Origin of the sequence: Oceanobacter sp. 4_MG-2023 (assembly GCF_030689165.1) — a bacterium.
Classification (GTDB): Bacteria; Pseudomonadota; Gammaproteobacteria; order Pseudomonadales; family Oceanobacteraceae; genus Oceanobacter.
Genome location: NZ_JAUYVV010000033.1, coordinates 1 through 25879, shown reverse-complemented (window position 1 = coordinate 25879; position 25879 = coordinate 1). Strand labels below are relative to the sequence as shown.

21 protein-coding genes and 1 tRNA gene are annotated in these 25879 nt (G+C 51.8%); 6 read left to right on the top strand and 16 right to left on the bottom strand.

Annotation, left to right across the window (positions count from 1 at the left end; all coding sequences use genetic code 11):
- The first annotated feature begins 61 nt into the window (after positions 1–61).
- Both Q8W24_RS16010 and Q8W24_RS16005 read left to right on the top strand, forming a co-directional pair.
- Positions 62–1429 carry an HNH endonuclease signature motif containing protein gene (locus Q8W24_RS16010; RefSeq protein ID WP_305475938.1) on the top strand — a complete coding sequence of 456 codons (1368 nt, stop codon included), beginning with the start codon at positions 62–64 and terminating at the stop codon, positions 1427–1429.
- Between the two features lie 332 nt (positions 1430–1761).
- A complete protein-coding gene (locus Q8W24_RS16005) occupies positions 1762–2358 on the top strand; it encodes a transposase (protein ID WP_305475937.1) in 597 nt (198 codons plus the stop codon).
- A 260-nt stretch (positions 2359–2618) separates the two neighbouring features.
- Here Q8W24_RS16005 and Q8W24_RS16000 read toward each other — a convergent pair whose 3' ends face one another.
- Genes Q8W24_RS16000 through Q8W24_RS15985 form a run of 4 tightly spaced genes read right to left on the bottom strand, consistent with a single transcriptional unit; the run spans position 2619 to position 7121 of the window.
- On the bottom strand, positions 2619–3647 hold the full coding sequence (locus Q8W24_RS16000; RefSeq protein WP_305475935.1) for a PDR/VanB family oxidoreductase: 1029 nt from the start codon (positions 3645–3647) through the stop codon (positions 2619–2621).
- A gap of 6 nt (positions 3648–3653) precedes the next feature.
- Positions 3654–4295, bottom strand: a complete 642-nt coding sequence (locus Q8W24_RS15995; RefSeq protein ID WP_303434821.1) for an aromatic-ring-hydroxylating dioxygenase subunit beta — start codon at positions 4293–4295, stop codon at positions 3654–3656.
- Positions 4292–5596, bottom strand: coding sequence for an aromatic ring-hydroxylating dioxygenase subunit alpha (locus Q8W24_RS15990; protein WP_305475934.1), 1305 nt, complete (start codon positions 5594–5596; stop codon positions 4292–4294). Before Q8W24_RS15990 ends, Q8W24_RS15995 begins: the two co-directional genes overlap by 4 nt.
- Positions 5597–5621: 25 nt before the next feature.
- Positions 5622–7121: a glutamine synthetase family protein gene (locus Q8W24_RS15985; RefSeq protein ID WP_305475932.1), complete on the bottom strand. Its 1500-nt coding sequence runs from the start codon at positions 7119–7121 to the stop codon at positions 5622–5624.
- Positions 7122–7786: 665 nt separating this feature from the next.
- Here Q8W24_RS15985 and Q8W24_RS15980 point away from each other — a divergent pair.
- The 3 genes from Q8W24_RS15980 to Q8W24_RS15970 all read left to right on the top strand — a co-directional run bounded on the left by Q8W24_RS15980 (position 7787) and on the right by Q8W24_RS15970 (position 12255).
- Complete coding sequence (locus tag Q8W24_RS15980) at positions 7787–8671, top strand: MurR/RpiR family transcriptional regulator (protein WP_305475931.1); 885 nt, start codon at positions 7787–7789, stop codon at positions 8669–8671.
- A gap of 781 nt (positions 8672–9452) precedes the next feature.
- Positions 9453–10142 carry a hypothetical protein gene (locus Q8W24_RS15975; protein ID WP_303434816.1) on the top strand — a complete coding sequence of 230 codons (690 nt, stop codon included), beginning with the start codon at positions 9453–9455 and terminating at the stop codon, positions 10140–10142.
- A gap of 37 nt (positions 10143–10179) precedes the next feature.
- The gene (locus Q8W24_RS15970; RefSeq protein ID WP_305475930.1) at positions 10180–12255 is read left to right on the top strand and encodes a hypothetical protein; all 2076 of its coding nucleotides are present in this window, start codon (positions 10180–10182) and stop codon (positions 12253–12255) included.
- A gap of 197 nt (positions 12256–12452) precedes the next feature.
- Here the strand turns inward: Q8W24_RS15970 and Q8W24_RS15965 are convergent.
- Both Q8W24_RS15965 and Q8W24_RS15960 read right to left on the bottom strand, forming a co-directional pair.
- A tRNA-Arg gene (locus Q8W24_RS15965) sits at positions 12453–12529 on the bottom strand.
- 183 nt (positions 12530–12712) lie between these two features.
- A complete protein-coding gene (locus tag Q8W24_RS15960; RefSeq protein ID WP_303434813.1) occupies positions 12713–13720 on the bottom strand; it encodes an MsnO8 family LLM class oxidoreductase in 1008 nt (335 codons plus the stop codon).
- A gap of 854 nt (positions 13721–14574) precedes the next feature.
- On the opposite strand from Q8W24_RS15960, the gene Q8W24_RS15955 reads away from it, so the two are divergent.
- Positions 14575–15540 carry an AraC family transcriptional regulator gene (locus Q8W24_RS15955; protein ID WP_303434811.1) on the top strand — a complete coding sequence of 322 codons (966 nt, stop codon included), beginning with the start codon at positions 14575–14577 and terminating at the stop codon, positions 15538–15540.
- Between the two features lie 172 nt (positions 15541–15712).
- On the opposite strand, the gene Q8W24_RS15950 is transcribed toward Q8W24_RS15955, so the two are convergent.
- The 10 genes from Q8W24_RS15950 to dmpE all read right to left on the bottom strand — a co-directional run bounded on the left by Q8W24_RS15950 (position 15713) and on the right by dmpE (position 25318).
- On the bottom strand, positions 15713–16423 hold the full coding sequence (locus Q8W24_RS15950) for an ABC transporter ATP-binding protein (RefSeq protein ID WP_303434809.1): 711 nt from the start codon (positions 16421–16423) through the stop codon (positions 15713–15715).
- Positions 16423–17184, bottom strand: a complete 762-nt coding sequence (locus Q8W24_RS15945) for an ABC transporter ATP-binding protein (protein WP_305415027.1) — start codon at positions 17182–17184, stop codon at positions 16423–16425. The genes Q8W24_RS15950 and Q8W24_RS15945 overlap by 1 nt, the downstream gene beginning before the upstream one ends.
- Entirely contained in the window at positions 17181–18143 is a 963-nt protein-coding gene (locus Q8W24_RS15940) for a branched-chain amino acid ABC transporter permease (protein ID WP_305475929.1), read from the bottom strand. The genes Q8W24_RS15945 and Q8W24_RS15940 overlap by 4 nt, the downstream gene beginning before the upstream one ends.
- Positions 18144–18158: 15 nt before the next feature.
- Positions 18159–19022: a branched-chain amino acid ABC transporter permease gene (locus tag Q8W24_RS15935; RefSeq protein ID WP_303434467.1), complete on the bottom strand. Its 864-nt coding sequence runs from the start codon at positions 19020–19022 to the stop codon at positions 18159–18161.
- Positions 19023–19104: 82 nt separating this feature from the next.
- A complete protein-coding gene (locus Q8W24_RS15930) occupies positions 19105–20280 on the bottom strand; it encodes an ABC transporter substrate-binding protein (protein WP_303434466.1) in 1176 nt (391 codons plus the stop codon).
- Positions 20281–20517: 237 nt separating this feature from the next.
- Positions 20518–21465, bottom strand: a complete 948-nt coding sequence (locus Q8W24_RS15925; protein WP_303434465.1) for a ketopantoate reductase family protein — start codon at positions 21463–21465, stop codon at positions 20518–20520.
- Positions 21466–21598: 133 nt separating this feature from the next.
- Positions 21599–22396, bottom strand: coding sequence for a 2-oxo-3-hexenedioate decarboxylase (dmpH, locus tag Q8W24_RS15920; RefSeq protein WP_303434464.1), 798 nt, complete (start codon positions 22394–22396; stop codon positions 21599–21601).
- A gap of 154 nt (positions 22397–22550) precedes the next feature.
- Positions 22551–23573: a 4-hydroxy-2-oxovalerate aldolase gene (dmpG, locus tag Q8W24_RS15915; RefSeq protein ID WP_303434463.1), complete on the bottom strand. Its 1023-nt coding sequence runs from the start codon at positions 23571–23573 to the stop codon at positions 22551–22553.
- A gap of 18 nt (positions 23574–23591) precedes the next feature.
- Positions 23592–24506, bottom strand: a complete 915-nt coding sequence (locus Q8W24_RS15910; RefSeq protein WP_303434462.1) for an acetaldehyde dehydrogenase (acetylating) — start codon at positions 24504–24506, stop codon at positions 23592–23594.
- A gap of 26 nt (positions 24507–24532) precedes the next feature.
- Positions 24533–25318, bottom strand: a complete 786-nt coding sequence (gene dmpE / locus Q8W24_RS15905) for a 2-oxopent-4-enoate hydratase (protein ID WP_303434461.1) — start codon at positions 25316–25318, stop codon at positions 24533–24535.
- Positions 25319–25879 lie beyond the last annotated feature (561 nt).

The window sequence follows — 25879 nt, the reverse complement described above, 5'->3', positions numbered from 1 at the left end:
CCTCGAACGGTGACTTGTCACCGGCGGAGCATGAGAAATTAGCCAATTAATGTGTCCGGTTTTGTTGACCAGAACAGTCCCCGTCGGCGAACAGCTTGAAGCTTTCGTCAACCTGCGCACCTTACTGAAAGTCGGCGGCCGCTTACTACTGGCGCTCCCCTCTCCCAGAGCAGATCTTGATCCACAACACCGAGATCCGGGCGGACGTCTGTTCCTGCCATTGGAAGCCGATCGTGTCCGTCTGATTGCAGAGCAGTTAGGGCTGGTTTTCCTGGGCCAGTTTACCAATGACGATGCCCTGGGCCGCAGTGATATGCAGTGGCATGTCATGCTGTTTGAAAAATCATCCGAACGTAACCGGCCTCTGGATCGTATAGAAGCAGTACTCAAACACGACAAGAAAGTCGCCAGTTATAAATTAGCCTTGTTACGCGCCTTCTGTGATATGTCTGATCGTGATGCCAGTGCCGTCTCCTGGCTGTCGAGTGGTTTTATCGGCATGCCGGTGCGGGCCTTGGCAGAGTGCTGGCTACGTTATTACTGGCCTCTGATCGCCTCGCCAGTGCATATCCCCCAAAGCAATAATGATCACCCCGGCAGTACTCGACCACCGGCTTTCCGCACTGCTCTGGGCCATCTGATCCAACTTTGCCAAACCAATTACGGCACAGATCCGACCGTCACCTACAGCCTGTTTATCCTGGGTTGGAAAAAAGACAACCTGCCAGTCCCCATCGTGAAACAGCTGGATAAAACACTCGCGATCATGGCTCGCACCCTGATCGACGGGCCAGTCCGCCATGCCGCCCAAGGGGATATGTTCTGCTACGACAAAACCCGCAAGCTGGTATTGCTGGAAGTCGATCTATGGCGAGAATTCTGCCTGTCGGGCTACTGGATACGAGACTCCCTCCTGCTACGCTGGTCGGAACTGTGTGAAAACTTTGCAAAACGCAGTGATCCAACTATCCATCGCGGCGTGGTACTGCCTCTGCTGGTACAAGATGAAGATCCCAAGAGAGAACAAGGCCTGGCTCGTCGTCTGTATGCAGAAGCAACAGACCTGACCTGTGTCTGGAGCGATACCCCTCTCAATATGAGTCGTATGGATGTGGACCATGTGCTGCCCTTCTCACTCTGGCACAACAACGATTTATGGAACCTGCTGCCGTCTGACGAAAAGGTCAACAATGCCAAGAGAGACAAGATTCCTGCGCCGGAATTTTTACGCCGCCGTCACGAGATCATTATCGACACCTGGCGCTTTGCCAATCAAATCGAACCCAAAGTCTTTCAATATGAAGTCCAACGCACGTTAGGTGAGTTCCACGTATCCCGCTGGGAACTCGATTTGTTCCAACACTTGTCTGAACGAGCCGCCCAAGCGATCTACCAGCGAGGAGAAGAACCCTGGCAATGGCAAGGCTGAATGGCGGGCGGGCCGCCCGCGCTCCCAGATGTACAAGGAACAACCGCCGCGCTCTCGGTATGTTATGAATAAACCGCCGCGCTCCCAGGTGTTAACACTATGCCGCTCATCAAATCATGGGAGCGCGGACGGCCCGTCCGCTTTATCCTATGGAACGTCCCGGGCAGAATGGAATGGCACACGCGGACTATGGTAAAAAGCCGTTCGAGGACGGAGTAAATGGACGCGGCTAAAAATGCAGCGCCCCTTGTCCGGGAGCGCGGACGGCTCGTCCGCATCACAACTATCTGGCTGTTGGCACTTGGTTCGCAGCATCTTCAAGGCAGGAAGCCATGAGCAATCACACGCAGAAAGGAATTCACAGCCGAGGCTATTTGCCTCATATCGACGGCGCTGAGTTTCAGGTCATTACCTACCGTCTTAACGATGCCTTACCGAAGGCTGTCATCGACCGGCTCAGGGATTTGCCGGACACTCAACGACGGCAACACACCGAGCATGCCATGGATGCCGGTTACGGTCATTGCTGGCTGGCTATCCCCGAGGTTGCTGCATTGGTGGTGGAGAATTGGTTCTACTTTCATGGGACGCGCTATCAGCTGATTGCCTGGGTGGTAATGCCCAATCATGTGCATCTGCTGATACGGGTATTGAACGGTGAGTCGCTATCTCGCATCGTGCATAGCTGGAAGTCTTATACTGGCAAAAAGATCTCGGCGTTGCTGGCGGGTTCGCCGCCATCGATATGGCAACCGGATTATTGGGATCGATATATACGCAACGAAGCGCATTTTCAGCGGGCAATTGAGTATATCCATCAGAATCCGGTGAAAGCGGGGTTGGTGAAAAACGCGGAGGATTGGCGCTGGAGCAGTGCTTATGCCAGTGCTAATGCGGGCGGGCCGCCCGCGCTCCCGGGTATGTTATGAACCAATCGCCGCGCTCCGGGGTATGTTGTGAACCAATCGCCGCGCTCCCGGGTATGTTATGAGCCAATAGCCGCGCTCCCGGGTATGTTATGAGCCAATCGCCGCGCTCCCGGATATGTTGTGAACCAATAGCCGCGCTCCCGGGTATGTTATGAACCAATCGCCGCGCTCCCGGGTATGTTATGAACACACCGCCGCGGTGCTCCTATGGGAGCGCGGACGGCTCGTCCGCAAGACAGCGTTTTACGAGGTGCGGTTCGTCAAAGATCCAAAATCAGCTTGCGGGTTTTGGAGCGACTGACGCAGATCATCATCGTTCGGTTTTCTTCACGTTCCTGCTCGGAAAGTACGGTGTCACGATGATCGGGAATACCGCCAAGCACAGCGGTCTCGCAGGTTCCGCAGTATCCGTCGGAGCATGAGAAGGACAAGCCTTGCCGAACCTTACGGACACAATCAAGAATGGTTTCATCCTTACCCACGTTGATCGTCTCTCCGGTTTTATGCAGCTCAAGTTCGAACGCCCCATCAGCATCGCACGCTGCGTCAGTAGCATCATCACTGATTGCTGCAGCATCAACTAATGGCACCAGCTCGATCCGTCCGAAGCGCTCCATATGGAGACTGATCGAGGGCCGCTGTTCAATTTGTACAGAAAGCGCATCCATCAATCCGTTAGGACCACAGGTATAGACCGCTGTATTCTCCGCAAGTCCATTAACCAGAACACCAAGATCAACACCGCCAACTTCGTCATCAATATGGACGAACACACTGCCAGGCTGCTCACGCTCCAGCGCCTCGACTTCAGCCATGTACGCCATTCGTGTACGTGACCGACCGAGGTAATACAGCTTCCAGGGCTTGCCTGCACGTTTCATACTTCTGATCATTGGTAAAACAGGCGTAATACCAATGCCACCCGCAATGAATGCGTAATTTTCCGCCGCTTCCAGGGCAAAAGAGTTTTTGGGTTCGGTAGCCGCAATGACGTCTCCTTCTTGCACCTGTTCGTGGACGTAGCGCGAACCGCCACGACTTTCCGGTTCAAGCAGAATAGCCAGCTCGTAACTTCGCCCTGGCTCTCCTGAAACAATCGAATAAGCGCGTACCAGCCCTCCGGGAAATGCCAGTTCGATATGCGCACCAGGCTCCCAGTCCGGAAGCTCTTCGCCAGCCAGTAATAATTTAATGATGCCGTCTGCTATAACTGCCTTGCTGTTTACTGTCAGGTGTAAGCAGAACCCAGGGGCAAGCGTCTCGTTTCCTGTAACAGTGATAGTCATCATCTCACCTCACAACAGGAACGTCAGGTTGTGATGATTACGGGGTGCATCAAGCAGACAAACGACTTTTCGATCGATTTTGATCACGCCGCCTTCTGCGACGAAAACGTGTCCCATCCAACCACTGAACGTCTGGATTGCATGGCCTCCCCGCATTTCCTGAACGATAAACTGCGAACGAATCTTGATTTCTCCTTCCTTTTCCGTCGGCAGTCTGACGAAAGAAGCGCTCACATGAGAGGTATAAGACGGGGGCAGCTGCGAATAAGCAACGCCGGTTCTTAGCCATACGATACGGTCACCCATGCGACGACGATCATCGAAAGCAATCGTGACCTGGCGCTGGGGGTCTGCCCGCTCAGCATCCGGCAACTCACCAACAGCAGGCACCCAATAAACACATTCACGACTATAGAGCTGATACCATTGTTCAAATGCACGACGATCCAGTAGCCAGTTTTCGTGAATGATCAGGGACTCATAGGCCTGGCGCTCTTCCTCATTAAGAACCGTACCTTTACCTTCCCATTCATCCATATCATTACGCAGTTTCGCGTAATAAGAATCGTCAATATAATTAGACTCGAGTGTATCGCGCAGAATGTCCTCAAGGGTGAAGCCATCCTTTATAAGATTGGTGTTGATGCTCATTTCGTCCCCCCGGTATTACCTTGTTCTATACGCTTCTGCCACTCTTTCCAGAAAACACGTAATGGAAGTTCATCCGATACAGGGCCACTCAACATTCCCTTGGCGCCGATGTACTCTTTGCCGGTATCCATATGGCGCCCGGTCTGTATCCACTCGACTTCCTCAATTTCAAGACCAGCCTGGCATTCTTCAAAATTCGCCAGATCATCAGGCTCACCGAAGGACGGAAAATCCTCTTGCAAACGCATACGCAGTGAATTGACTTCGTCTGGAAGATCGTCTGCAACGAGGGCGGTTGCATACCAATTAATATTGGTTTTATTGACACTCTGAGGCTCGATAACCTGAATCTGGTTGCCGATAATCAGAAGGTTGGGGAAAATATTAATATTCATGCCAGACCCCATCACGACGTCGAGGGCGGCATCGGCTTTGTCCCCCATTTTCTCGCTGATAATCCGCGCATACGGACCTTCACCTGGCATAGGAGCAGATTGATCCCAATAACGGATTATTTCTGCCCGCTGATCGATGAAAGTACCACCATTACCGCAGTCAGATACGGTTTGCAGGCCCTCATCAACATTGCCAAGCGCCCATTGCATATCGACGCCACCACCGTAACGGTCTTTTCTCATACGCAGCAGTGACGCATGGGAATAGCCCGGGTGATAACCATCAGCAGCATTGTCATAAATCAGCTTCCAGTTACCGGCGCAGGTAAATCTGGTTTGTCCGCGGCGCAGCTGCAGCTCTGCGCCCGGCCAACGGTCAAGCCATTCATCCAGCAGCTCTGCTGACGGACCAAGATGGGTTTTGAGGTCAGGCAACTCCTTGTTTAGAGTACCGAAAATAAAGCCACGATAGCTTTCGACACGCAGTTTACCCAGGCCGAGTTCTTCCTTTTTGAAAGAGGGGCCATAACCCTCTTCGAGAGGAACAGCAGCCAGCTCCCCGGTATTGGTGAACGACCAGTTATGGTACGGACAGGTGAAGCGACGAGCATTTCCCTCATCCTGACGGCAAATGGTCGCACCGCGGTGTGTGCAACGATTCAGCAGGCCGTGAAATTTTCCTTCACGGTCACGGGTGATAATAACCGGGCGTAAACCAAGCTTCTTGCGCACGAAATCATTTGGCTTGGGCAGCTCACTGGCGTGAGCCAGATAGGTCCAGGTACCACCAAAAACCCGGCTCATTTCAAGGCGGAAAATATCGGTATCCGTATAAAGAGTACGGTGTACACGCCCTTCTTCAATCAGGTGTCCGAAGCTGAATTCCGATGTGGTAATAATATTCACGAAATGTCTCCTAATACCGATGCCATCAGTAGCGCGTAAAGTATTCGTGGTGTTCCCATTGGGTCACCGTATCAGGGGACTGCTCCCAGTCAGGCTCGGCAGCGAGGAAGCGGTTAATTTCACTTTTCTTCATAGCAACCATCCAGTTGATGAACTGGTCTCCCATCGCCTCACGGAAGAACTTGCTCTTATCAAGGGCTTCCGTAGCTTCCATCAGATTGGTTGGAAGCTTTGGCCGGTGCTCGGCTTCGTAGGGGCTGTCTTCGATCGGACAGGGGCTGAGCTTACGCTCAAGGCCATCGCAGCCACTGAGTATTTGCGACGCTATGTAGAGATAAGGATTCGCTGTCGGCTCACCGATACGGTTTTCAATGTGCCCGGAGATATGGCAGGGACGACCTTGTACTCGTACCATCGCTGCCCGGTTGTCGTAGCCCCAGGTTGAACGGTCTGGGGCCAGCGAATTGGGTTTAAGGCGGCGATAACCATTAATCGTCGGGTTGGTAAATACTGAAGCATCGACAGCATGCTCCAGCAGGCCTGCAACGTAAGAAAGCCCTGTAGGAGAAAGAATCTCACCACTATCCGGCGATGCCACAAAAGCGTTCGGTACTCCTGGCGCAGCAAGGCTCTGATGTAAATGCCAGCCAGAAGCCACAAAACTCGAGAAAATCGGTTTGGCCATAAAGGTGGCATGCAATCCCATGCGTGCCATTGTCTGTTTCACCATAGAGCGGAACAGCACCATAGAGTCAGCCGCCTGCAAGGCGTCCTGGACATCAAAAGTGAATTCAAGCTGCCCCGGCCCCATTTCATCTTCCATAGTGCGAAGCGGCAAGCCGAGAGCCAGGCAGTTTTCTGCCAGTGTGTCTGTGATTTCACTGATCTTGTCCTGCTGGTCCTCAGACATATAGGCAAAGCCGCGCCACAGGGCTTCAACAGATGGCGGTGTAGGCGGAACCCCCAGTGTTCCCATATGTTCTTCACCGAGATTATGATCCGTCACCCGTGTTACATAGAACTCAACTTCGAGCCCTGTAACCAGATCAAAGCCCTGCTTCTTCAATCGCTTAATGGCCGATTTCAGCTGGTGACGGGCATCGAAAGGCACAGGCTTGCCATTGCGAAGATAGATATCACACAACACCCAACCGACGGTCGGCGCCCAGGGCAAAACACGAAACGTGAGTGGGTCCGGCACAAGGATAGCGTTGGAAAAGCCGTGCATGTCGTCGAGGCCAAGACCACCGTCCTTGCCGAACGGGTTGAATGCGACACCTTCAGCAGAGTCAAAGCTGAAATAGGCACTGGTGAATTCAACACCTTCCCGAAGAGCGGACTTGAAGGCCCCCGGAAGAAGCGTCTTGGAACGAAGTTTGGACTGAGCATCTGGAACGGATACCCGAAACGTTTTCAGATCGCCTTTTTCCACCATCGCATTGATTTTTGTTGCGGCCGCTTTCTGCTCATCAGTCCAAAGACCAAACTCATCAATGAAACCGGAAATTTCCGGAGAATCACTCATTTTTGTTTCCTCGCTGCTGTGTACGCTGTCCGGCAATGTTCATTAATTTCCATGATTCATGTCAACATGAAAATTTATAAACATATGCGTTTGCATATTTCTTGATTTGGGTTGTGCAGAGTGATCCACAGCACTGGAAGCTGATCGCGGATTGGTGCTTTAAAGAAGCGCAAAGAGCGTTGGAAGGTAACGATTGAGCGCGCTGGGTTGATGAAAAAATCCGCCCCGAAGGGCCGTGGAATCAATGCTGCTTCGGCCCCAGCCGATAAAGCAGCGTCATGCGCCACCTTGGCGCATGACGCTGACGCCGATCTTCACCACGCCCGCAACGGATTGGAAAAACGGTGTATAAGAGCCACTGAAAACAGTCCTGACCTGAACCTCTGAGCCACCGATAAGAGTGAACAATGCCGCCAATCAAATCGTGTCCTGGATATTCAAATGCCGTAGTTGAAACTGCTGAGGATCAAAATCTCACCATGTAAAAATACAATCAGTCCGTTGTTCTAACGGATTGGTATCAATTGAAGTCGGGGATAATCGTGTGGCTTCGGGATTGGGTCGGCCACTATACTATGGCCACCCGGATTTACGTTGCGCAGATATTTACCCGGGTGTATCAACCGCAACACAGCGAATGAGACATAAGAGCGAGACATAGTCGAATGACAGCACAACCTGGAGTGAATGGAACTGTTTCCCAGCGAATCAGGGCTCTGCGGGATCGGTTACCACCGGCCGAGCTTGCTGTAGCTAACTCGATTTCCGAAAACTATCCGATGGGAGGCCTTGTGCCTGTGGTACAACTTGCCGCTAGCTCAGGGGCAAGTCCGCCAACCGTTGTGCGTTTTGTAAAGAAACTGGGTTTTGACGGCTATTCAGAATTTCAGGACGCATTACGGAATGAGGCCCAGAACCGGCTATTCTCACCCGTTGGCAGCTACCCGGACAATCGATCAAGTTCTGACGAAACGTCCCCCTCCGGGCAGGCACAGTTCCTGTACCTGGAGAGTATCCGTAATACATTTACATCACTCAGCGATGCAGAAATCACAAAGGCCGTTCAACTGCTGTGCGCATCTGAGAATAACATCGTGACAATAGGTGGACGCTTCAGCCAGGTATTGGCCCAGCAACTTTATCGTTACCTTTCAATTCTGCGCCCGAACGTCCAGCTATCTGTCCCTGATATTCACAGCCTTGTCGACATACAACCGTCGACCGTTGCTGTGGTCTTTGACTTTCGACGCTACCAGCAAACGACCATTAACTGGGGGTTAGAAGCAATCAATAAAGGCGCCAAGGTCATTCTGGTAACAGACCAGTATCTTTCTCCCTTGGCCTCCAAGGCTACCGCTTTGCTTACCGCAGGCAACAAGGCGTTAGAACCATTCGATTCAATGACTGCGGCTTTTGCTGTCACCGAGCTTCTTATCTCGGAAACAGCACGTACCCTCGGTGATCCTGCACGCGACCGCCTGGAAGAATTTGTACAGCGTCAGGATGACGAGGACCGTCTGACTCTGAAATTCGAACCTCCAGCCGTCTGATACATCAACAGTATTGATGCGGGCGAGCCGCCCGCACTCCCGGACAATTTCACACCTCGGCTCACATAGGAGCGCGGACGGCCCGTCCGCAAAAACAGCGAATATGAGTTGGTAACTCATGCAAACCCAAGCTGAACAGAAAAAGGGCTATCAGCGCCAAAGTTGAAATTGTTCAATTTTCACCCATCAGCTATTGACCCCGGGCGCCAGAGCGGATAAATTTTACAAAAATTGACAGTTAGGTTAATCGTTGCACTCAGGCTGTTTTCCTTGAATATTCCGGCCGCCTCACGTCGCTAACAGAGATGCCAATCACGATCAGGAAACGCTGTTAGAAGAATATCCATAAGCGTTTACATCAGTTATTGCTCTTGCTTTCCAGCTGATTATTCGGCCCGAGCCCGTTGAAGCAGAGCGGGAGGGACCCAAATGGCTCCAGCAGCTAGTAGAAGTGCGGTATATGGAAAGCACAGGCAGCAAAACCCAGAGCAAATAACAGCCTGTTTAATAACTGGCCAGGCCGGTTTTTATTCATCGAAAAAGGCGCCCCACTAAAGTCAAGTATAAAAATTCGAGCCTCGCTCTCTGAGAATAAAAATACTTTACAAGCAGTGATAATTATTATCAAAAAAAATTGACCAGTCCTAAAGCAGGATAGGAAAAGAACCAAAAGCAACAAGAAAAATTATAAAGACAGGGAGAAGATTAAAATATTTTTGGATGTGCCGCTGTACTATTAATACCAAAATAAAAGTATTTTTATAACGAAATGGAATAGACAATGACTAAAAACATGTCTCTATTTAAATACCTCGGAGCGATTTCAATATTATGCCTCTCTGCCCCCTTGCAGGCAGAGAAGTCTGGTTTTGCTCTTGGTGGTGAGATTGGCACGCTGGGATTGGGATTGGGTGCGCATTATAAGGTGCTGGATTGGCTGGTTCTGCGTGGTGGCTTCAATACGTTGGATTTGAATCATGAATTTCAAAACGATGATCTAGATTACGATGGCAATTTGGCATTTAAAAATATACGCATTGGAGCCGATATATATCCATTTAATGGGAGCTTTCGTTTATCTGCTGCGTATGTGAACTATGATTTATCCATGAATATAACCGCCACCCCTCGCAATGGCACACTCGAAGTCAATGGTGAGGTCTACGATACAACAACAGAATTGGAAAGCCTGAGTGGGGATATTTCATCAGCAACGGGATCTCCTTATATCGGTTTTGGTTGGGGCAACCCGGTAAGTGCTGGCAAAGGCTTTGGATTCATGCTGGATCTGGGTGCTGTATTTCTTCACTCAGTCGATGCCGACTTATATGCTACCTGTCCAGAAAACTCCTTGAGTTGTCACAGCGTGCAATCAGATGTGGATATTGAAGAAGCCAAGTTGCAGCGCGACATAGATAATTCTGATTTATTTATACCTGTTATAAATTTTTCATTGAGTTATCAGATTTAATCCCGATGGGCATCTATAAAACAAGGAATCAGACAACATGAGAAATTCTGTTTTTTATATAACGTCACACCTGCCAAAGGCATTATTAACCTTACCTCTCGCTGTATTATTATCATCTTGCCTAAGTAGTTCGGATGATGAAGTTGGTTTGGAAAACCAGGTGCCTTCAGAACCTTCCGTGGTTGTACGCGGTACCTCAGGCTCGGATCAAGCGCTAATGACCTCGGTCAAGAGCCGAACCCTGTCAATCCAGATACTGGACGCGGCGTCCCTGGAACCGATTGAAGAATCGGTGTCATTGTCTTTTTATGCTCCTGATGCGGCTGAACTTGCCTATTTGACCAATAATGAGGGAGACGCTTTCACGAATGGTCAATTAATTATCACCGATAATGGCACTACCAATGTTCTGATCGATAGCGGTTTTGCTGATCAGCTTTCACCAATCAGTTTCCGCATACAGGCATCGGCCAGCAACTATTTTGCTGGAGGAAGCAGTGTGGTGGTAGAACCTGCCTTGGAAGATGGCCAACAAATTGTCACTCTCAAGTTGGTCAGTAAAATCATTTCACCGACGGGAGTTACGGTGGTAAGTAATACCAGCCACGTAGCCACAGACGGTGTATTGGATTCAGAACTGGTGGTTGAAACCGAAAGTGGTATTGGCATTAGCTTGCCTGCCAATACCACACTGACAGATATCGATGGCAATCTTCTGTCTGGTAATTTACACGTTGAAATTGCGTACTTTGACCCTACCGAAGACAGCGCACTTGATAGTTTCCCTGGTGGTTTTTCCGTTGGTAGCGATACGGATATGACAGATAGCTCCGACGGTGAAGGTTTCTTTATGACCGCCGGTTTTCTTGCCGTGGATATCATTGATGAAAACAACCAAAAAGCCCATCAGCTCGGCACCACGGCAGATTTGGTTTTTCGCATCCCTGACGATATTATCAACCCTGAAACAGGTGAACCCGTTAAAATTGGTGATGTTATTCCAGTATGGAGTCACAATGAAACGACTGGCCAATGGGGTCTGCACGACCAGGAGGGCATCGTTACAGAAGATGACCAGGGCCTGTACTTAAGTGTTCAGACTGATCATTTATCCTATTGGAATCTGGATTGGCACTACAGCGCCAAATGCATGCGCCAGGTTAATTTTACAGACTTGAGTGGTAATTTACTTACTGCCGATCAGATCCCTGCTTCCGGCATCATAATTAAAACAGAAATCGAGAAAAACGGTGCCAGACAGAGGACTAGCACCGGTACATTACTGGACCCAGAAAATCTGATTAATAACACGCCCAATGCAGAAGGATTCAGCTTTTCGATTACTCCTTCGTATGGTGAGATCGACGGTGATACCGTCATTGTATCCGGTTCTCAAGAGACTGAACTCGTAGGTTATTATACTCAATGTAAAGAGCCAATGCTGGTTGCCATAGATGTGCTGGCAATTCCAGAGCCTGTGTCAATCAAGGCGAGTGCTTATATTACTGCTCCGACAGACCTGACCTATTGGGACGTCAATGAACTTATATTAAAAGCCTACGACAAACCCAGAGCCTCTGCACTCAATGAAGCCCAAGCAGAAAAACGGATTCAAATATTAAATATTACCCACCCAAATTCAAACCCTGAAAACTCCAGTACCTGGGGCGGAAGTTATCAAGTTTACAATGCTCGTTCACAGCCTTTGGTATTGAGTACAACGTATCAGAAGTTTTTAGATGAAGATCTGTTTGATCGTACTGAAATTGCAACAATCCAACAGATTCTAAAAACCCAGTATGTGCTGGATGGAGAAACCTTCTACTACACTTATAGAACAAATACCGGCCATTACTCATATGGCACTGCCACAATGATAAATGGCGAAGTAGAGTTTTCTTTACCTGTTAATTCAGCCGGAACATTGTACGCCAATATCTACGGGTATATTAATGATCCTGAGGATGGCCCATTCAACATCAGCAGTTATCTTCAACAATCAATAACAGCTGAAGACATAACCAATGGTAGAATCGAGCTGGCATTTGAAAATGCAGTAGCAATCGCTCGTATTTATCAAGCTATATTCAATAATAACAGTGTTGAGCAATAACCAGTGCTTTTTATCTTCCGACGTTGCTTGAGCAGCGCTAATGCGGGCGGGCCGCCCGCGCTCCAGAGTTACATAAAATCATGGGAGCGCGGACGGCCCGTCCGCAAACAGCATATTCAAACGCGTTTGTTTATGGTGTGCTGCTTGATCTGAATTTTGGGAGTCAGTAGTTACTATCGCTAGAACGGCTTGGAAAATGGTCCGCCCGAGAGGATTCGAACCTCTGACCTTCGCCTCCGGAGGGCAACGCTCTATCCAGCTGAGCTACGGGCGGTCGATGAGTTCAGGTGATGATTACCTGAATCAAGGCCGCGTATTGTATCTGCTTTTTTGACAATGCTCTACTGCTACCTGCTTGTCTGGTTAAATTTACGTTTTTATGGCGTTATGCGGCCACGGATAGTGCCGGGCCGGACGGGTGTATTTCTCGTCGTTTGGGGTACGCACTCAGCGCTGGCTACTGCTGCTGCGCCAGTAACCGATAGCTTTCCATACGGTCGTAATGACTGTGGGTGACGGTGACGAGGGCAAATTCCTGGCAGTTGAACCGGCGGCTGAGTTGTTCGATATCCGTCAGGCACTGGTCAGCGGTGCCAACGGTGTACCCACTGAGAATATGGTCGTAACCGGCTTGTGCCGATGGCGACATCTGCCGGTAGCGGTCTTGTACCTGTTCGGGGGTCAGGAAGTCTTCCGGCATGCCTTGCTGGGCTGTCAGTTTGCGATATACCGCGGTGCCTGCGCGCAGTTTTGCTTCGTCTTCGGTGGCGGCGCAGATACAGGCGATGCCAAGTAATTTGTTGGGCTGGCGCTGGTGCCCGGCTTGTTGCCATGCCTGCTGCCAGTGGTCGAATATCGATGGCTGACACTGGTCTGGTGCGATAAAGCGTGCCAGTGCAAGGTCGTAACCCAGTTTGCCTGCCAGGCCGGCGCTGCCACCACTGGAGCCCAGCATCCAACGTTCCGGAGTCGGTGTATTATCAGGCATGACACTGAGGTGTTTAAACGGGCTGTTGGCGGGTACGCTACCTTCCAGTAACTGCCCCAGCAGTTGTGCTTGCTGTTCATAAATGTCGCCCTGCAGTGGCCGGTGTGGGAAAGCCAACGCTGCTGAGCTCAGACTGGAGCCTCCCGGTGCTCGCCCGATCCCGAGGTCAATGCGGTCGGGGTGCAGTGTGGCGAGCATCCGAAAACACTCGGCCACTTTTAGTGGGCTGTAATGACTTAGCATGACCCCGCCGCTGCCCACCCGGATACGCTGGGTCTGGGCGGCGATGGTGGCTACCAGTATCTCCGGGCAGGGATTGGCAAAGTGCATGCTGTCGTGATGTTCGGCTACCCAATAGCGGTGGTAGCCCAGTTCATCACACAGACGGGCCAGTTCCAGAGTCAGGCCGGGCGCGGCTCTGAGGGAATGGGAGCCATGAACCGGCGACTGGTCGACCACCGAGAGTTTGATATTCATTCAAGATCCTGTGTAAACGTAGTATGCGGATGCCGGGATATGCCAGAGGCTCCTTGGTTAAAGGGCCGATCAGAAGAGACCTGCGGATCATTATCCGCTGTGGTCATGCTCATGCTGGCGTTTGTACCTGTTTTTGTGTGTCGATAAAGACCAGGTGTGATCGCGGCTATCGCCTGTTCAGATATGTGTGAATAATACCTATCCCATCCCACAAGAGGGACTGTTCCGGCCCATACAATCGGTATTTTGTAATCCTGTTTTCAGGATATTGCTGGATTTCTGAAGGTGATTTTGGCCTTTGCCACCTCCCAGAACATCAGGATCACGCCTGAAGAGGCGGCAGAGGAGCCAGTTATTATCACGCTTGTTATGTGAATACAGAGCCGTATTTATAATAAACCCCTGACAAGACGACGGTCAGCCATGGATGATTGTGAGGGGTTGAGGATGTGTCATATGTATCTAATCCACAAAAAATCTGTGGTCAAATACCAGCCTTGCCTGACAGTTGAGAACAAATCCAGCTATATCAATATCCAATACAAGAACATCAACAATCAATACAAAACAGCAATAGCCAATAAATCTATCGGTTGTTAGTTTTGATTCATACTTGTGTAAATACAGGCCAAGCTTCGATTTTTTATCGCCAACTTTATGGCTATCACGTCCATTGTATGAAGTGTTTTTTGCTAAAAACCGGTTCTGGACAGGTCTTATTTTATAATTCCATTTATGGGTCAATCAAATCCCACTTTACCGATTAATATACAGGCTGTTTTTTGTACTACTGGTTCGACTACCTTTATAAATGAGGGTAAGGTGATCCAAAATAACAATAAAAGAGACATCGTATGTTAGTCAGCGTGCTCAATAACTCAGCCGTATGTACCAATACCACCCCGGATGAGGTATCCAATCATGTCAACCGTCATATTGGCCGCCATCGTCTGGAACTGATGGAAACCGAAACCTCCCGCGCCCAGTTGTCATTGTGTCAGTTTTCCGATCTCTCCCTGTCCCGGATTTGTTATGGCAACAGGGTACGCGTGGCCTGCCCCGACCTGGAAGATATTTATCATTTTCAGATTGTTATGCGTGGTGAATGCCAGTGGCGCTTTTCAGACACCGATATGCTGCTGACCAGCGGTCAGGCACTGATGATGAATCCAGGAGAAAAAATTGATCTTGTTTACAGCGACGATTGTGAAAAGCTGATTGTTAAGATCCCTCGGGAGGTCATGAACAATACCTGTATCGAGCTGGCAGGCCGAGTACCCAACAATGGGATTTTATTTGAACGCAAGGTACGGGATATTCGTCAGTCGCAGTCTTTTTTGTCCTGTATTGAGGCGGTTTTTTATGAAGCCAGCGAAGAATCCGAACTCAGTCTGAATGGCATTTCTGCCAGCTATCGGGATTTGCTGGTGCAAAAGCTGATGAGTACCTTCAACAGCAATTTGATGGATGTTATGCCTCCAACAACGCCAGAAGACAAAAAAATACAACGGGTGTTAGTTTATATTGATGCCAATATCAAAGAGAACCTGACGGTCGAGGAATTATCGGCCATTGCGGGTATCAGTGTCCGCAAGCTGTATTCGCTGTTTGCCAATAGCCTGTCGACAACGCCAAAGCGTTATATCAAGCAGGCCAAACTGTTAGCGATACATCGGGAGTTACAAAAGAATCCGGCGATTCGTAATGTCACGGAAGCGGCAATGGATTATGCCGTAACGCACCTGGGTCGTTTCTCCTCCGAGTACAGGGAAACTTTTGGTGAGTTGCCGTCAGCCACCTTGAAAGCCCGCAACCTGTAATGGTTAATGGTGCTTATCAATACAATAATAAGCCCCATACAGTCCATACCGATGGTTATACGATCGTGATACCCGCCTCGGCGAGCCAACAATGGCCCACCGTTATAAACAGTGAGGCCGGTATCACCCATGGGGCGCGGCTTGCCGCCGTACAGGATTAAACAGGTGCCTCCTACACACTGAGGTGCGTCTCAACGGTGTCGATATTGTCCAGCAAGTCGGTGGTATTACCATCGAACACCACCTCTCCCTTCACCAGCACCACGTGTCGGTCACACAGGTTTTTCAGTACCTGAATGTTCTTGTCGACAATCAGGGTCGACATACCGCTATCCTTGATGTGGGCAATCACATCCCAGATTTCCTTGCGGATCAAGGGTGCCAGCCCTTCTGTCGCCTCATCCAGAATCAGTAGTTCCGGGTTGGTCAGTAACGCCCGCCCGATCGCCAGCATTTGTTGCTCACCGCCCGATAACTGGGTGCCCAGATTGGTCAGTCGTTCGGCTAGCCGGGGAAAGGTTTCCAGCACACGATCGTAATGCCATGATTGCTGGCCATTCACGCCTTCACGAGCCGCCAGCTGCAGATGCTCTTTCACGCTCAGGTTGTGGAACATGCCACGCCCTTCCGGCACATAGGCGATACCCTGGCGCATGCGTTTCCAGGTCGGTAATCCGCTCAGGTCAGTGCCATTAAAACGCACATCGCCACCGCGCGGGGCTACCAGCCCAAGTACCGATTTCAGAGTGGTGGTTTTCCCCATGCCATTACGGCCCATCAGGCTCATCGCCTGACCCGCCTCCAGGGTAAAATCCACGCCGTGCAAAATATGGCTTTCACCGTAATAGGTGTGCAAGCCACGAACAGTCAATAGTGGTGTCATCAGATTACCTCGTCGCCCTGGCCCAGATACGCTTCTTTTACCCGTCGATCGTTCCGTACATCATCCACTGTGCCTGTTACCAGATGCTGGCCGTTCACCATCACGGTCAGCTGGTCCGACAGCTCGAAAACGGCTTCCATGTCGTGTTCTACCAGTACAATGCAGTAGTCTGTTTTCAGGGTTTGTAACAGATCGATAATCAGCCGGGATTCTTCATGGCCCATTCCGGCCATGGGTTCATCCAGCAGCAACACCGACGGTGCCGTTGCCAGTACCATGGCGATTTCCAGCTGGCGCTGTTCGCCATAACTGATTTGTGCCGCAATGGCATCCCGTCGATGCTGCAGGCCGACTTTCTCCAGAGCAGCTTCGGCCATTTCGATCAACAGCTTGTCGCGATTACGGCGGGCAAAAATATTGAAGCTGCCCCCGGTTCGGCGTTGTGCCGCCACACAGCAGTTTTCCAGGCAGGTGGTCTGTGGATAGATATTGGTTTTCTGGAAACCACGACCAATGCCCCGACGGACAAATTCGTAGGCCCGGATATCCTCAATGGCATCGCCATGATGCAGAATCCGGCCACGGGTGGGTTTGTACGTCCCGCAGAGCATATTCAGCAAGGTGCTTTTGCCAGCCCCGTTCGGGCCGACGATGCCGTGCAGTGACTTGTCGTGGAAAGCCAGATTCATATTGTCGAGGGCTTTCAGGCCACCCCAGTATTTGCACAACCCTTCGGTTTGCAGAACGATATCCTGGCTCATTTGCGACGCTCCACCCAGTTCTCGATAAAACCGGCAATGCCGGATTTGAACACCATCACCATGGCGATAATCATCAGCCCCATCGGCAACAGCCAGTGTTCGGTCATATATTCAAAGATATAGTGCAGACCGGAGTACACTGCGGTGCCCAGAATCGCCCCATAAATGCTGCCCATACCCCCCAGAATCGACATCACTAACGCCGACCCGGAAGTCTGCCAGGACATCATCGACGGATTGACGTAGCCGTATTGCAGGGCAAACAGATAACCGGCATAGGATGCCAGCGCCGACGCCATCACATAGCTGATCAGTCGAAACAGAAAGACGTTGTAGCCCAGCGCCGTGGTACGGTCCGGATTGTTTTTGACGGCATCCATAATGCGACCGAACCGCGATGCCAGCACCAGTTTCCAGAATGCCAGACAGTTGAATAACGACAGCAGGCAGAAGTAATAAAAGTGAATCGGATTATCGAGGTCAAAAAACGCCAGTCCAAACAGACTGGTATCCGGTTTCATCAGAATAAACAGACCATCGTTGCCGCCAAAATGAATCGAATCGGAGAAAAAATAGAAACACATCTGGGCAATCGCCAGCGTAATCATAATCATATAGATGCCACTGGTACGCAGCACGATCACGCCCACCAGCAAGGCAATCACCGCAGCAATCACACAGATATAAAAAGTATATACCCAGAAATTCACTGCCTCGTACTCCGGTGCGATCATAAAAAACAGATAGCCTCCCAAGCCGTAGAACATCGAGTGTCCCAGGGTGATCAAGCCACAACGCCCCACCAGATAATCCAGCGACATCACAAAGATGGCGAAAATCAGTACCGTGGTCAGCTTGTTGATATAAAAAACGTTCTGCTCCAGAAATAACGGCAACAGCAACGCCAGCGGAAAAAATATCCAGACGAACAATTGTTCGGTCTTATTGGTAAATATCATCGCGACATACCGCCCTTAGTTGGAAAACAGGCCCTGTGGCTTGATCAGTAAAATCACTGCCATCAGGATATACACCACCATCGACGACACCGCAGGAAACAGCACAGAGGCAAAGGTATCGACAATGCCGACCATCAAGGCCGCCACAAAAGCGCCCTTGATCGAGCCCATGCCACCAATCACCACCACCACAAAACAGGTGATCAGCACATGCTCACCCATACCGGGCACAATCGATGCGATCGGTGCCGAAATCACTCCCGCCAACGCTGCCAGCATTACCCCGGCACCAAATACAATGGTGTACAGACGGTTAATATCGATCCCCAGACACTCAACCATCTCGCGGTTGGACTCTCCGGCCCGGATCAACATACCCAGCCGGGTACGGTTGATCAGCAAGTACAAACCAGCGGCCAATACCAGACACAGCACCGCCACAAACAGTCGATAGACGGGGTAAGCCACCAGTTCGGTCAGCTGGATCGAGCCGCTCAGCAGCTCCGGCACATCGACCCCGAGGGAGTCGTTCCCCCACAGCAGACTTTGCAGGGCGTTAAACACAAAGATCATGCCGATGGTCAGCAGCACCTGATCGAGATGATTACGTTTGTACAGGCGGCAGATCAGCGTTTTTTCAATCACTATCCCCAGTGCCAACGCAATCACTGCCGACAACAGCGCTCCCAACAGAAAACTGTCGGTGTGCAGGGTGAAATACCAGGCCAGGTAAGCCCCGACCATATACATGGAGCCGTGGGCAAGGTTGAGAATCCCCATGACCCCAAACACCAGCGTCAGCCCCGATGCAATCAGAAACAGCAGCAAGCCATACTGCAAACCGTTCAGCAGCTGGACCAGAAATATTGCGAAGTCCATCAATACGATCCCCTTGAAGAATCATCCGGAAACCCTTGTCTGCTGCCCGGCATCACCGGCCCGGGCAGCAGGCAAGGCATGATCAGTTACTTCGACAGCCGCGAGCCGGGTCTTCCAGGGCTTCTGCGGCAATGCCGGTCACCTTGTTGACGCCATTCTCGACGGTGCGGAGGTAAATGGTCTGGATCGGGTTGTGGGCTTTGGAGAAGTGGAACTCACCCCGTGGACTAGGGATAACGGCGTCTTCCATCACCTGGATCAGGGCGTCGCGGTCACTGATATTGCCGTTTAACTTGTCCACCGCCTGGGCGATCAACAAACCGGTATCAAACCCCTGTACACCGTACAGATCGGCGTCTTTGCCAAACTCGGCGGCGTAGGCAGCACGGAAGCGATGGTTAGCTGGAATATCCAGTTCATCCGCATAGTGCAGACCGGTAACAATGCCTTCGGCCGCGTTACCCTGTGCTGCCAGAGTCCCTTCGGTGAGGAAGCCGGAACCCAGCAGCGGAATCTTGCCGCTCAAGCCCATGGCGTTGTAATCCTTCACAAATTTCACCGCGCCACCACCGGCAAAGAACACAAACACGGCATCCGGTTTCAGTGCGGCAATTTCTGTGATGTAGGACTGGAATTCGGTTTTGGGGAACGGCACCAGAATCTTCTTCAGTACCTTGCCGCCACCCTTGCTGAACGACTCTTCAAAGGCGTCCAGGCTCTCTTTGCCAAAGCTGTAGTTCCAGCTCATGGTCACCACTTTTTTGTAGCCTTTATCGAGAGCAACCTGACCCATCGGGTACGACGGCTGCCAGGCAGAAAAAGACGTGCGGAATACATTGGGTGCGCACCAGGGGCCGGTTGCCACGTTGGCACCGGCATTGGGAATGATCATGATCGGCTTTTTGTTACGCAGCACTTTCAACATGCCCATGGCGACCCCGGAATGCACCGGCCCAACAATAAAGTCTGCGTCTTTCTGACTCATCAACGCGGTCGCAATTTCAGGTGCCCGATCCGGGCGGGCTTCGGTATCCATTTCAATATATTCAATGGTACGGCCATGCAGTTTGTCGGCGTTTTGTTCCAGCGCCAGTTTCAAACCGTTGCGACCGGCATCTCCCAGCGCAGCGTACACACCACTGAACGGCAACATGATACCGACCCGAATCGGGTCTTCCTTGGCGACAGCGGCAGCGCTGGACAACACGGAAGCAAGCAACACCGCAGCAGCGGTAACGAGAGGTTTATAATGATTCATAGTTTTGCCCGGATTCTTATTATTGAGTTGTACGACCATTTAAAGCCGCCACTCTTCAGGCAAATAGCCAATTTGTGCAGCCCTCTATCCCCTCCTTGCACAGAGAGGATAAACAGGCAGATGAAGGGTCAAAACGTCATATCAGACCGCTGTGCCAGACAGCCATCGGCTTCTTGCTTGCTACCAGGCAAGCGTTTGAAAAATCGAAAAAAAACAGCATCAGCAAAGCATCAGGTCTCAGCCCTCTCGCGCCAGGCTAGCCATCAGCAAACGGTGAATACGTTCGGTCGTCTGTGCCGGTTGTCCTGCCTGGCGGCAAGGTTCGATCACGGGTAAACAGATCTCGTCCACTTCCAGCGGATGGCCTTTTTCCCGGTCAACCAGCATGGAGGTTTTGATGTCGTCAAAGTCTGAAATCAACTGGAACATATCGGCGGCATCCTGGGCTGTCAGGCCCACACCCAGATGCTGCGCCGCCCGCACTGTTTCATCCATCATGTCCTGGATAATGCGCCCTAACACCGGATCGGAAGTCATCGAACGGGTGGTCAGCCAGGTCAGTGCCGACAGTGGATTTACACCATTGTTGATCACCAGCTTGCGCCACAACGCCTGCTGGATATCGTCACTCAGGGTGCAAGGAATACCTGCTGTCACCAGCGCCGCCTGCCATTGCAATAACGTCGGCTGCCAACCGGGATTGCGCACCGCATCGGGCCAGGCGCCCATTTCTATTTGCGCCACACCGGTGGCAGCCACCTGACCCGGGGCAATGATATGTCCGCCAATCCGTACTGCCAGCCCGCCCAGGGTTCTGTTCATACCGATCACTTCGGCAATCAGCGGCTCATTCCCCACGCCGTTCTGCAACGACAACACCGGGGTATCGGCCACCCCCAGCCAGTCGGCCAATTCTGCCATCAGGCTGGCGGTAGCGGTGGCCTTGGTGGCCAACATGATCAGATCAAATTCAGCACAGCGATAATCAGCCTGCAGTGCTGCCATATCGCAGGCAGCTACCGGGGCGGTCAGTTCAAAGTCCGGGTGCGTGACGGCCAGCCCTTGCTGTTGCAGCGCCTGCAAATGGGCACCACGGGCGACCAATACCACATCGTGACCGGCATCCACTAACCGGGCGGCGTAATAACAACCGATGCCACCGGCTCCCAGCATTAACAGTTTCATTGTTGACTTCTCCTGATAGTGTCACGCCACGGACGCTGCCTGGCTGGCCGTACGCAGTCTGTCGCGATCCAAAACACAAAACAAAAACGGCCGCATCATAGCGGCCGTTGTCATACCAGAACCCTTATCCCGATCAGACAAAACGACCGGTAACGGTACCCAGCCCCTGGTAACGGACACTGAAATTATCCCCTTTTTGGCACTGTACCGCTGCCGTGATTCCCCCAGTCATAATAAACGTACCGGCAGGAATTTCTTCACCACGCTCGCCAAACATATTCGCCAGCATGGCAACCGATGCCGCCGGGTGGCCCAGTACCGCGGCACCTGCACCGGTGGCGATCACTTCGCCATTGATTTCCATCACCACGCCAAAGTTTTTCAGGTCGACATTTTCAACCCGTTGCATCTGGCCACCGGTAATAAACCGGGTCGATGAGGAGTTATCGGCAATCACGCTCTTCAGGTCAAATTTGAAATCCTTGTAGCGGGAGTCAATCACTTCCACGGCAGGCAAAACAAAGTCGGTCGCGGCCAGCGCATCGGCAATGGTCACACCAGGGCCTTTCAGCGCTTTTTTGGTGACAAAGGCGATTTCGGCTTCAATTTTGGGGTGAATCAGTTCATCGGTTTTGATTTCGCCACCGTCGGACACGGCAAAATAATCCGCCAGGAAGCCGTAACACGGATGCTCAACGCCCATCTGGGCCATTTTTGCCCAGCTGGTCAGGCCCATTTTCAGGCCAACGATCTTGTTGCCACGCGCTTCTTTACGACGGCGAATTTCCCACTGGATATCAAACGCATCCTTGTAAGTCATTTCCGGGTAGTCGTCTGTCAGCTTGGTGACTTCGTAAGCTTCCAGTTCGGCCTGTTCCAGATGGGCTGCTGCCGCAGCAATCTGTTCCTGATTCAGGTTGTTGTCACTCATATTCGGTGCCTCTGTCTGTGTCACATCGGCTATCCCATAGCCGATGTAGCAGTAACCTCATCAATGGGTCACTCGGAGAATTGGGGTACTCGGTGCCTGCGGCTTCCCACACATCCGGCATGGGAAGCGGCACCCGCTACGGTAGAACGAAGGCCTAGCCTTTGGCTTTGGCCATGGTCAGTGCCAGATCTTCGATCATGTCTTCCTGGCCACCGACGGTGCCACGCTTACCCAGTTCCACCAGGATGTCGCGGGCGCTGACGCCGTATTTCTTTTCGGCACGTTGGGCAAACAGCAGGAAGGAGCTGTAAACACCGGCGTAACCCAGCGTCAGGGAATCCCGGTCGATACGGATGATCTGGTCCATCAAGGGGGTAATCAGGTCTTCGGCGACGTCCATGATCTTGAACAGGTCGATGCCGGTGTGGCAGCCCATCCGGTCGAGTACCGCGCACAGTACTTCCAGCGGCGTGTTACCCGCTCCGGCACCCAGCCCGGCGACCGATCCATCGATCCGCGCCGCGCCGGCTTCAATGGCCGCAATGGAGTTGGCGACACCCATGGCCATGTTGTGATGGCCGTGGAAACCCAGCTCGATGGCGCTGTCCAGTTCGTTACGCAAGGCACCCAGTTTTTCGGTAACGTCGTCTGGCAGCATGTAACCGGCAGAGTCGGTGCAGTAAATGCAGTTAGCGCCGTAGCTGACCATCAGTTTGGCCTGTTCGATCAGTTTTTCCGGCGAGGCCATATGCGCCATCATCAGGAAGCCGACGGTGTCCATATCCATTTCGCGGGCAATGCTGATGTGTTGCTGGGAAACGTCGGCTTCGGTGCAGTGGGTGGCGACCCGAATGGTGGAGACACCCAGCTCTTTGGCCATTTTGAGGTGATCTACGGTGCCGATACCGGGCAGCAGCAGCGCGGAGATTTTTGCCTGTTTCATTTTTGGAATCACAGCACCCAGGTATTCCTCGTCGCTGTGAGCCGGAAAACCGTAGTTCACCGATGAGCCACCAAGGCCATCGCCGTGGGTGACTTCGATCAGTGGCATACCGGCGTCGTCCATCGCACAGGCGATAGAGACCATGTCGTCCACACTGATCTGATGACGTTTGGCGTGCATGCCGTCACGCAGGGACATGTCGTGCAATTTCACATTTTTGCCGTTCAGGTTCATTGCTTCTTCCTCCGTCTCTTATTCGCCACGGGCTGGCAGTGTGATGGTGCCGCTGGCGGCTTCTTCGGCAAACATTTCGGCGGTACGCAAACCGGCGGCGGTCATGATGTCGAGGTTGCCGGCGTATTTGGGCAAGAAATCCCCGAGGCCTTCAACTTCCATAAACATGGACACCCGGTTGCCATCGAACACCGGGCCGTTCACCAGGCGGTAACCCGGTACGTATTGTTGTACTTCGGCGACCATGGCGTGGACAGATGCGGTAATGGCATCACGATCCGGCTCACTGGCTGTCAGGCAGTGGACGGTGTCACGCATCATCAGTGGCGGTTCAGCCGGGTTGATAATGATGATGGCCTTGCCTTGTTTGGCGCCCCCGACCCTGGCGACAGCGCCAGCAGTGGTGCGGGTGAATTCGTCGATGTTCTGACGGGTGCCGGGGCCAACGGATTTGGACGACACAGTGGCGATGATTTCACCATAATCGACGGCTTGTACCTGAGAGACGGCGGCCACCATGGGAATGGTGGCCTGACCACCACACGTCACCATATTAACGTTCATCTCGAGGTTTTTGGCGTGTTCGGCCAGATTCACCGGCGGCACGCAAAAAGGGCCAATCGCGGCGGGGGTAAGGTCGATCATGATCACCCCCAGTTCATTGAGCTTGCGCGAGTTTTCCGCATGCACATAGGCAGAGGTGGCATCAAAGGCGACGCGGATATCATCGGCGATCACCTGTTCGAGAATGCCATCAACACCCGTGGCGCAGGTTTTGATTCCCATCGCGGCGGCACGCTTGAGGCCTTCGGATTCCGGGTCAATACCCACCATCCAGACCGGTTCGATCCACTCGGAACGTTGCATTTTCATCAGCAGATCGGTGCCGATATTGCCTGGGCCGATAATGACGGCTTTGAGTTTTTTAGACATAAAAATTTCCTCGCTGAATCTAGCGCTTATACGAAACGAACAGAGGCAGAACCGATACCGCCAATACTGACCGACATAAAATCACCCGCTTTCACTGGCTCCAGTGGTACCAGTGAGCCAGACAGAATGACTTCACCGGCTTTCAGTGGGATACCAAATTCACCCAGTGTATTGGCCAGCCAGGTAACGCAGTTCACCGGGGAACCCAGAGCTGCGGCACCGGCACCGGTGCTGATAATCGCCCCGTTCTTTTCGACCACCATACCGCAGCTGGTCAGGTCGACATCCAGCGGGCTGACCGCGGTATCACCAAGCACAAACAGGCCACAGGAGGCGTTGTCAGCCACGGTGTCTTCAATCTTGATTTGCCAGTTTTCAATGCGGGAGTCGACGATTTCAAAGCAGGGAATCACGAAGTCGGTCGCGGCCAGCACGTCGGCATTGGTAATGCCGGGGCCTAGCAGGTCATTTTTCAGCACAAAGGCGATTTCGCCTTCGGCTTTCGGTTGAATCATCAGCTCACTGATGGGCATTTCCTGACCCTGGCTGTAGGCCATTTTGTCGGTCAGAAAACCGAAATCCGGCTGATGCACATTGAGCATGTTCTGCACGGCCTTGGAGGTAACACCAATCTTTTTGCCGATAATGCGTTCTCCGGCTTCGATACGGCGCTCATTCATACGTAATGAAACGTGATAAGCATCCTTGATGGTGATGTCGGGATAGCGCTCCGTCAGTGGGCGCAGCGTCGTACGGTTAACCAGCGCGTTATACAGCTCGTCTCCCGCTTGCTTGATATCAGCTTCATTCATAAAAAAATACCATCCATCTCGGTGAATAAATCAGCAGTATTGCGACCGATAAATACTGCTTGAATCAGGGTGCGGCGACGGGAATGTGATTTGGCAAATATCTGTTTGGAATTATTAAATTGCTATTTGCCAAACCGAAGCGTCATGACGCCGTTGGTGTTAACCAATGTACTCCTCAGCCAATTCTGCTCAACCGACTAAATTTGAAATACAAGATCCCAACTATGAGTGTTAGCCTGGCCCTACCGTGATTATGTGGTTATCCATATGGCAGCGATGGGAGATTTGCCGACCGGGAGATGGGGATATAGCCGGGATTGGCTGTTGACCAAGTAGCGGCCAAGCAACCGTTAAAGCCCGCAGAACCACGGCTCTGGTCCGATACAGGGCGGACAACCGCCATGGTGCCAACAGCAGACAGCAGCACTTATGACGGCCAGTCATCTACAGGGGGCATCCATTTAATCCGGTGCTCACTCTGGGTTACCGGATGGTTTCGAATCACGAAGCCGACTTGCAGGCCTGACGGGTCAAGTCAAACGTCGGCGACACCGAGTCGAG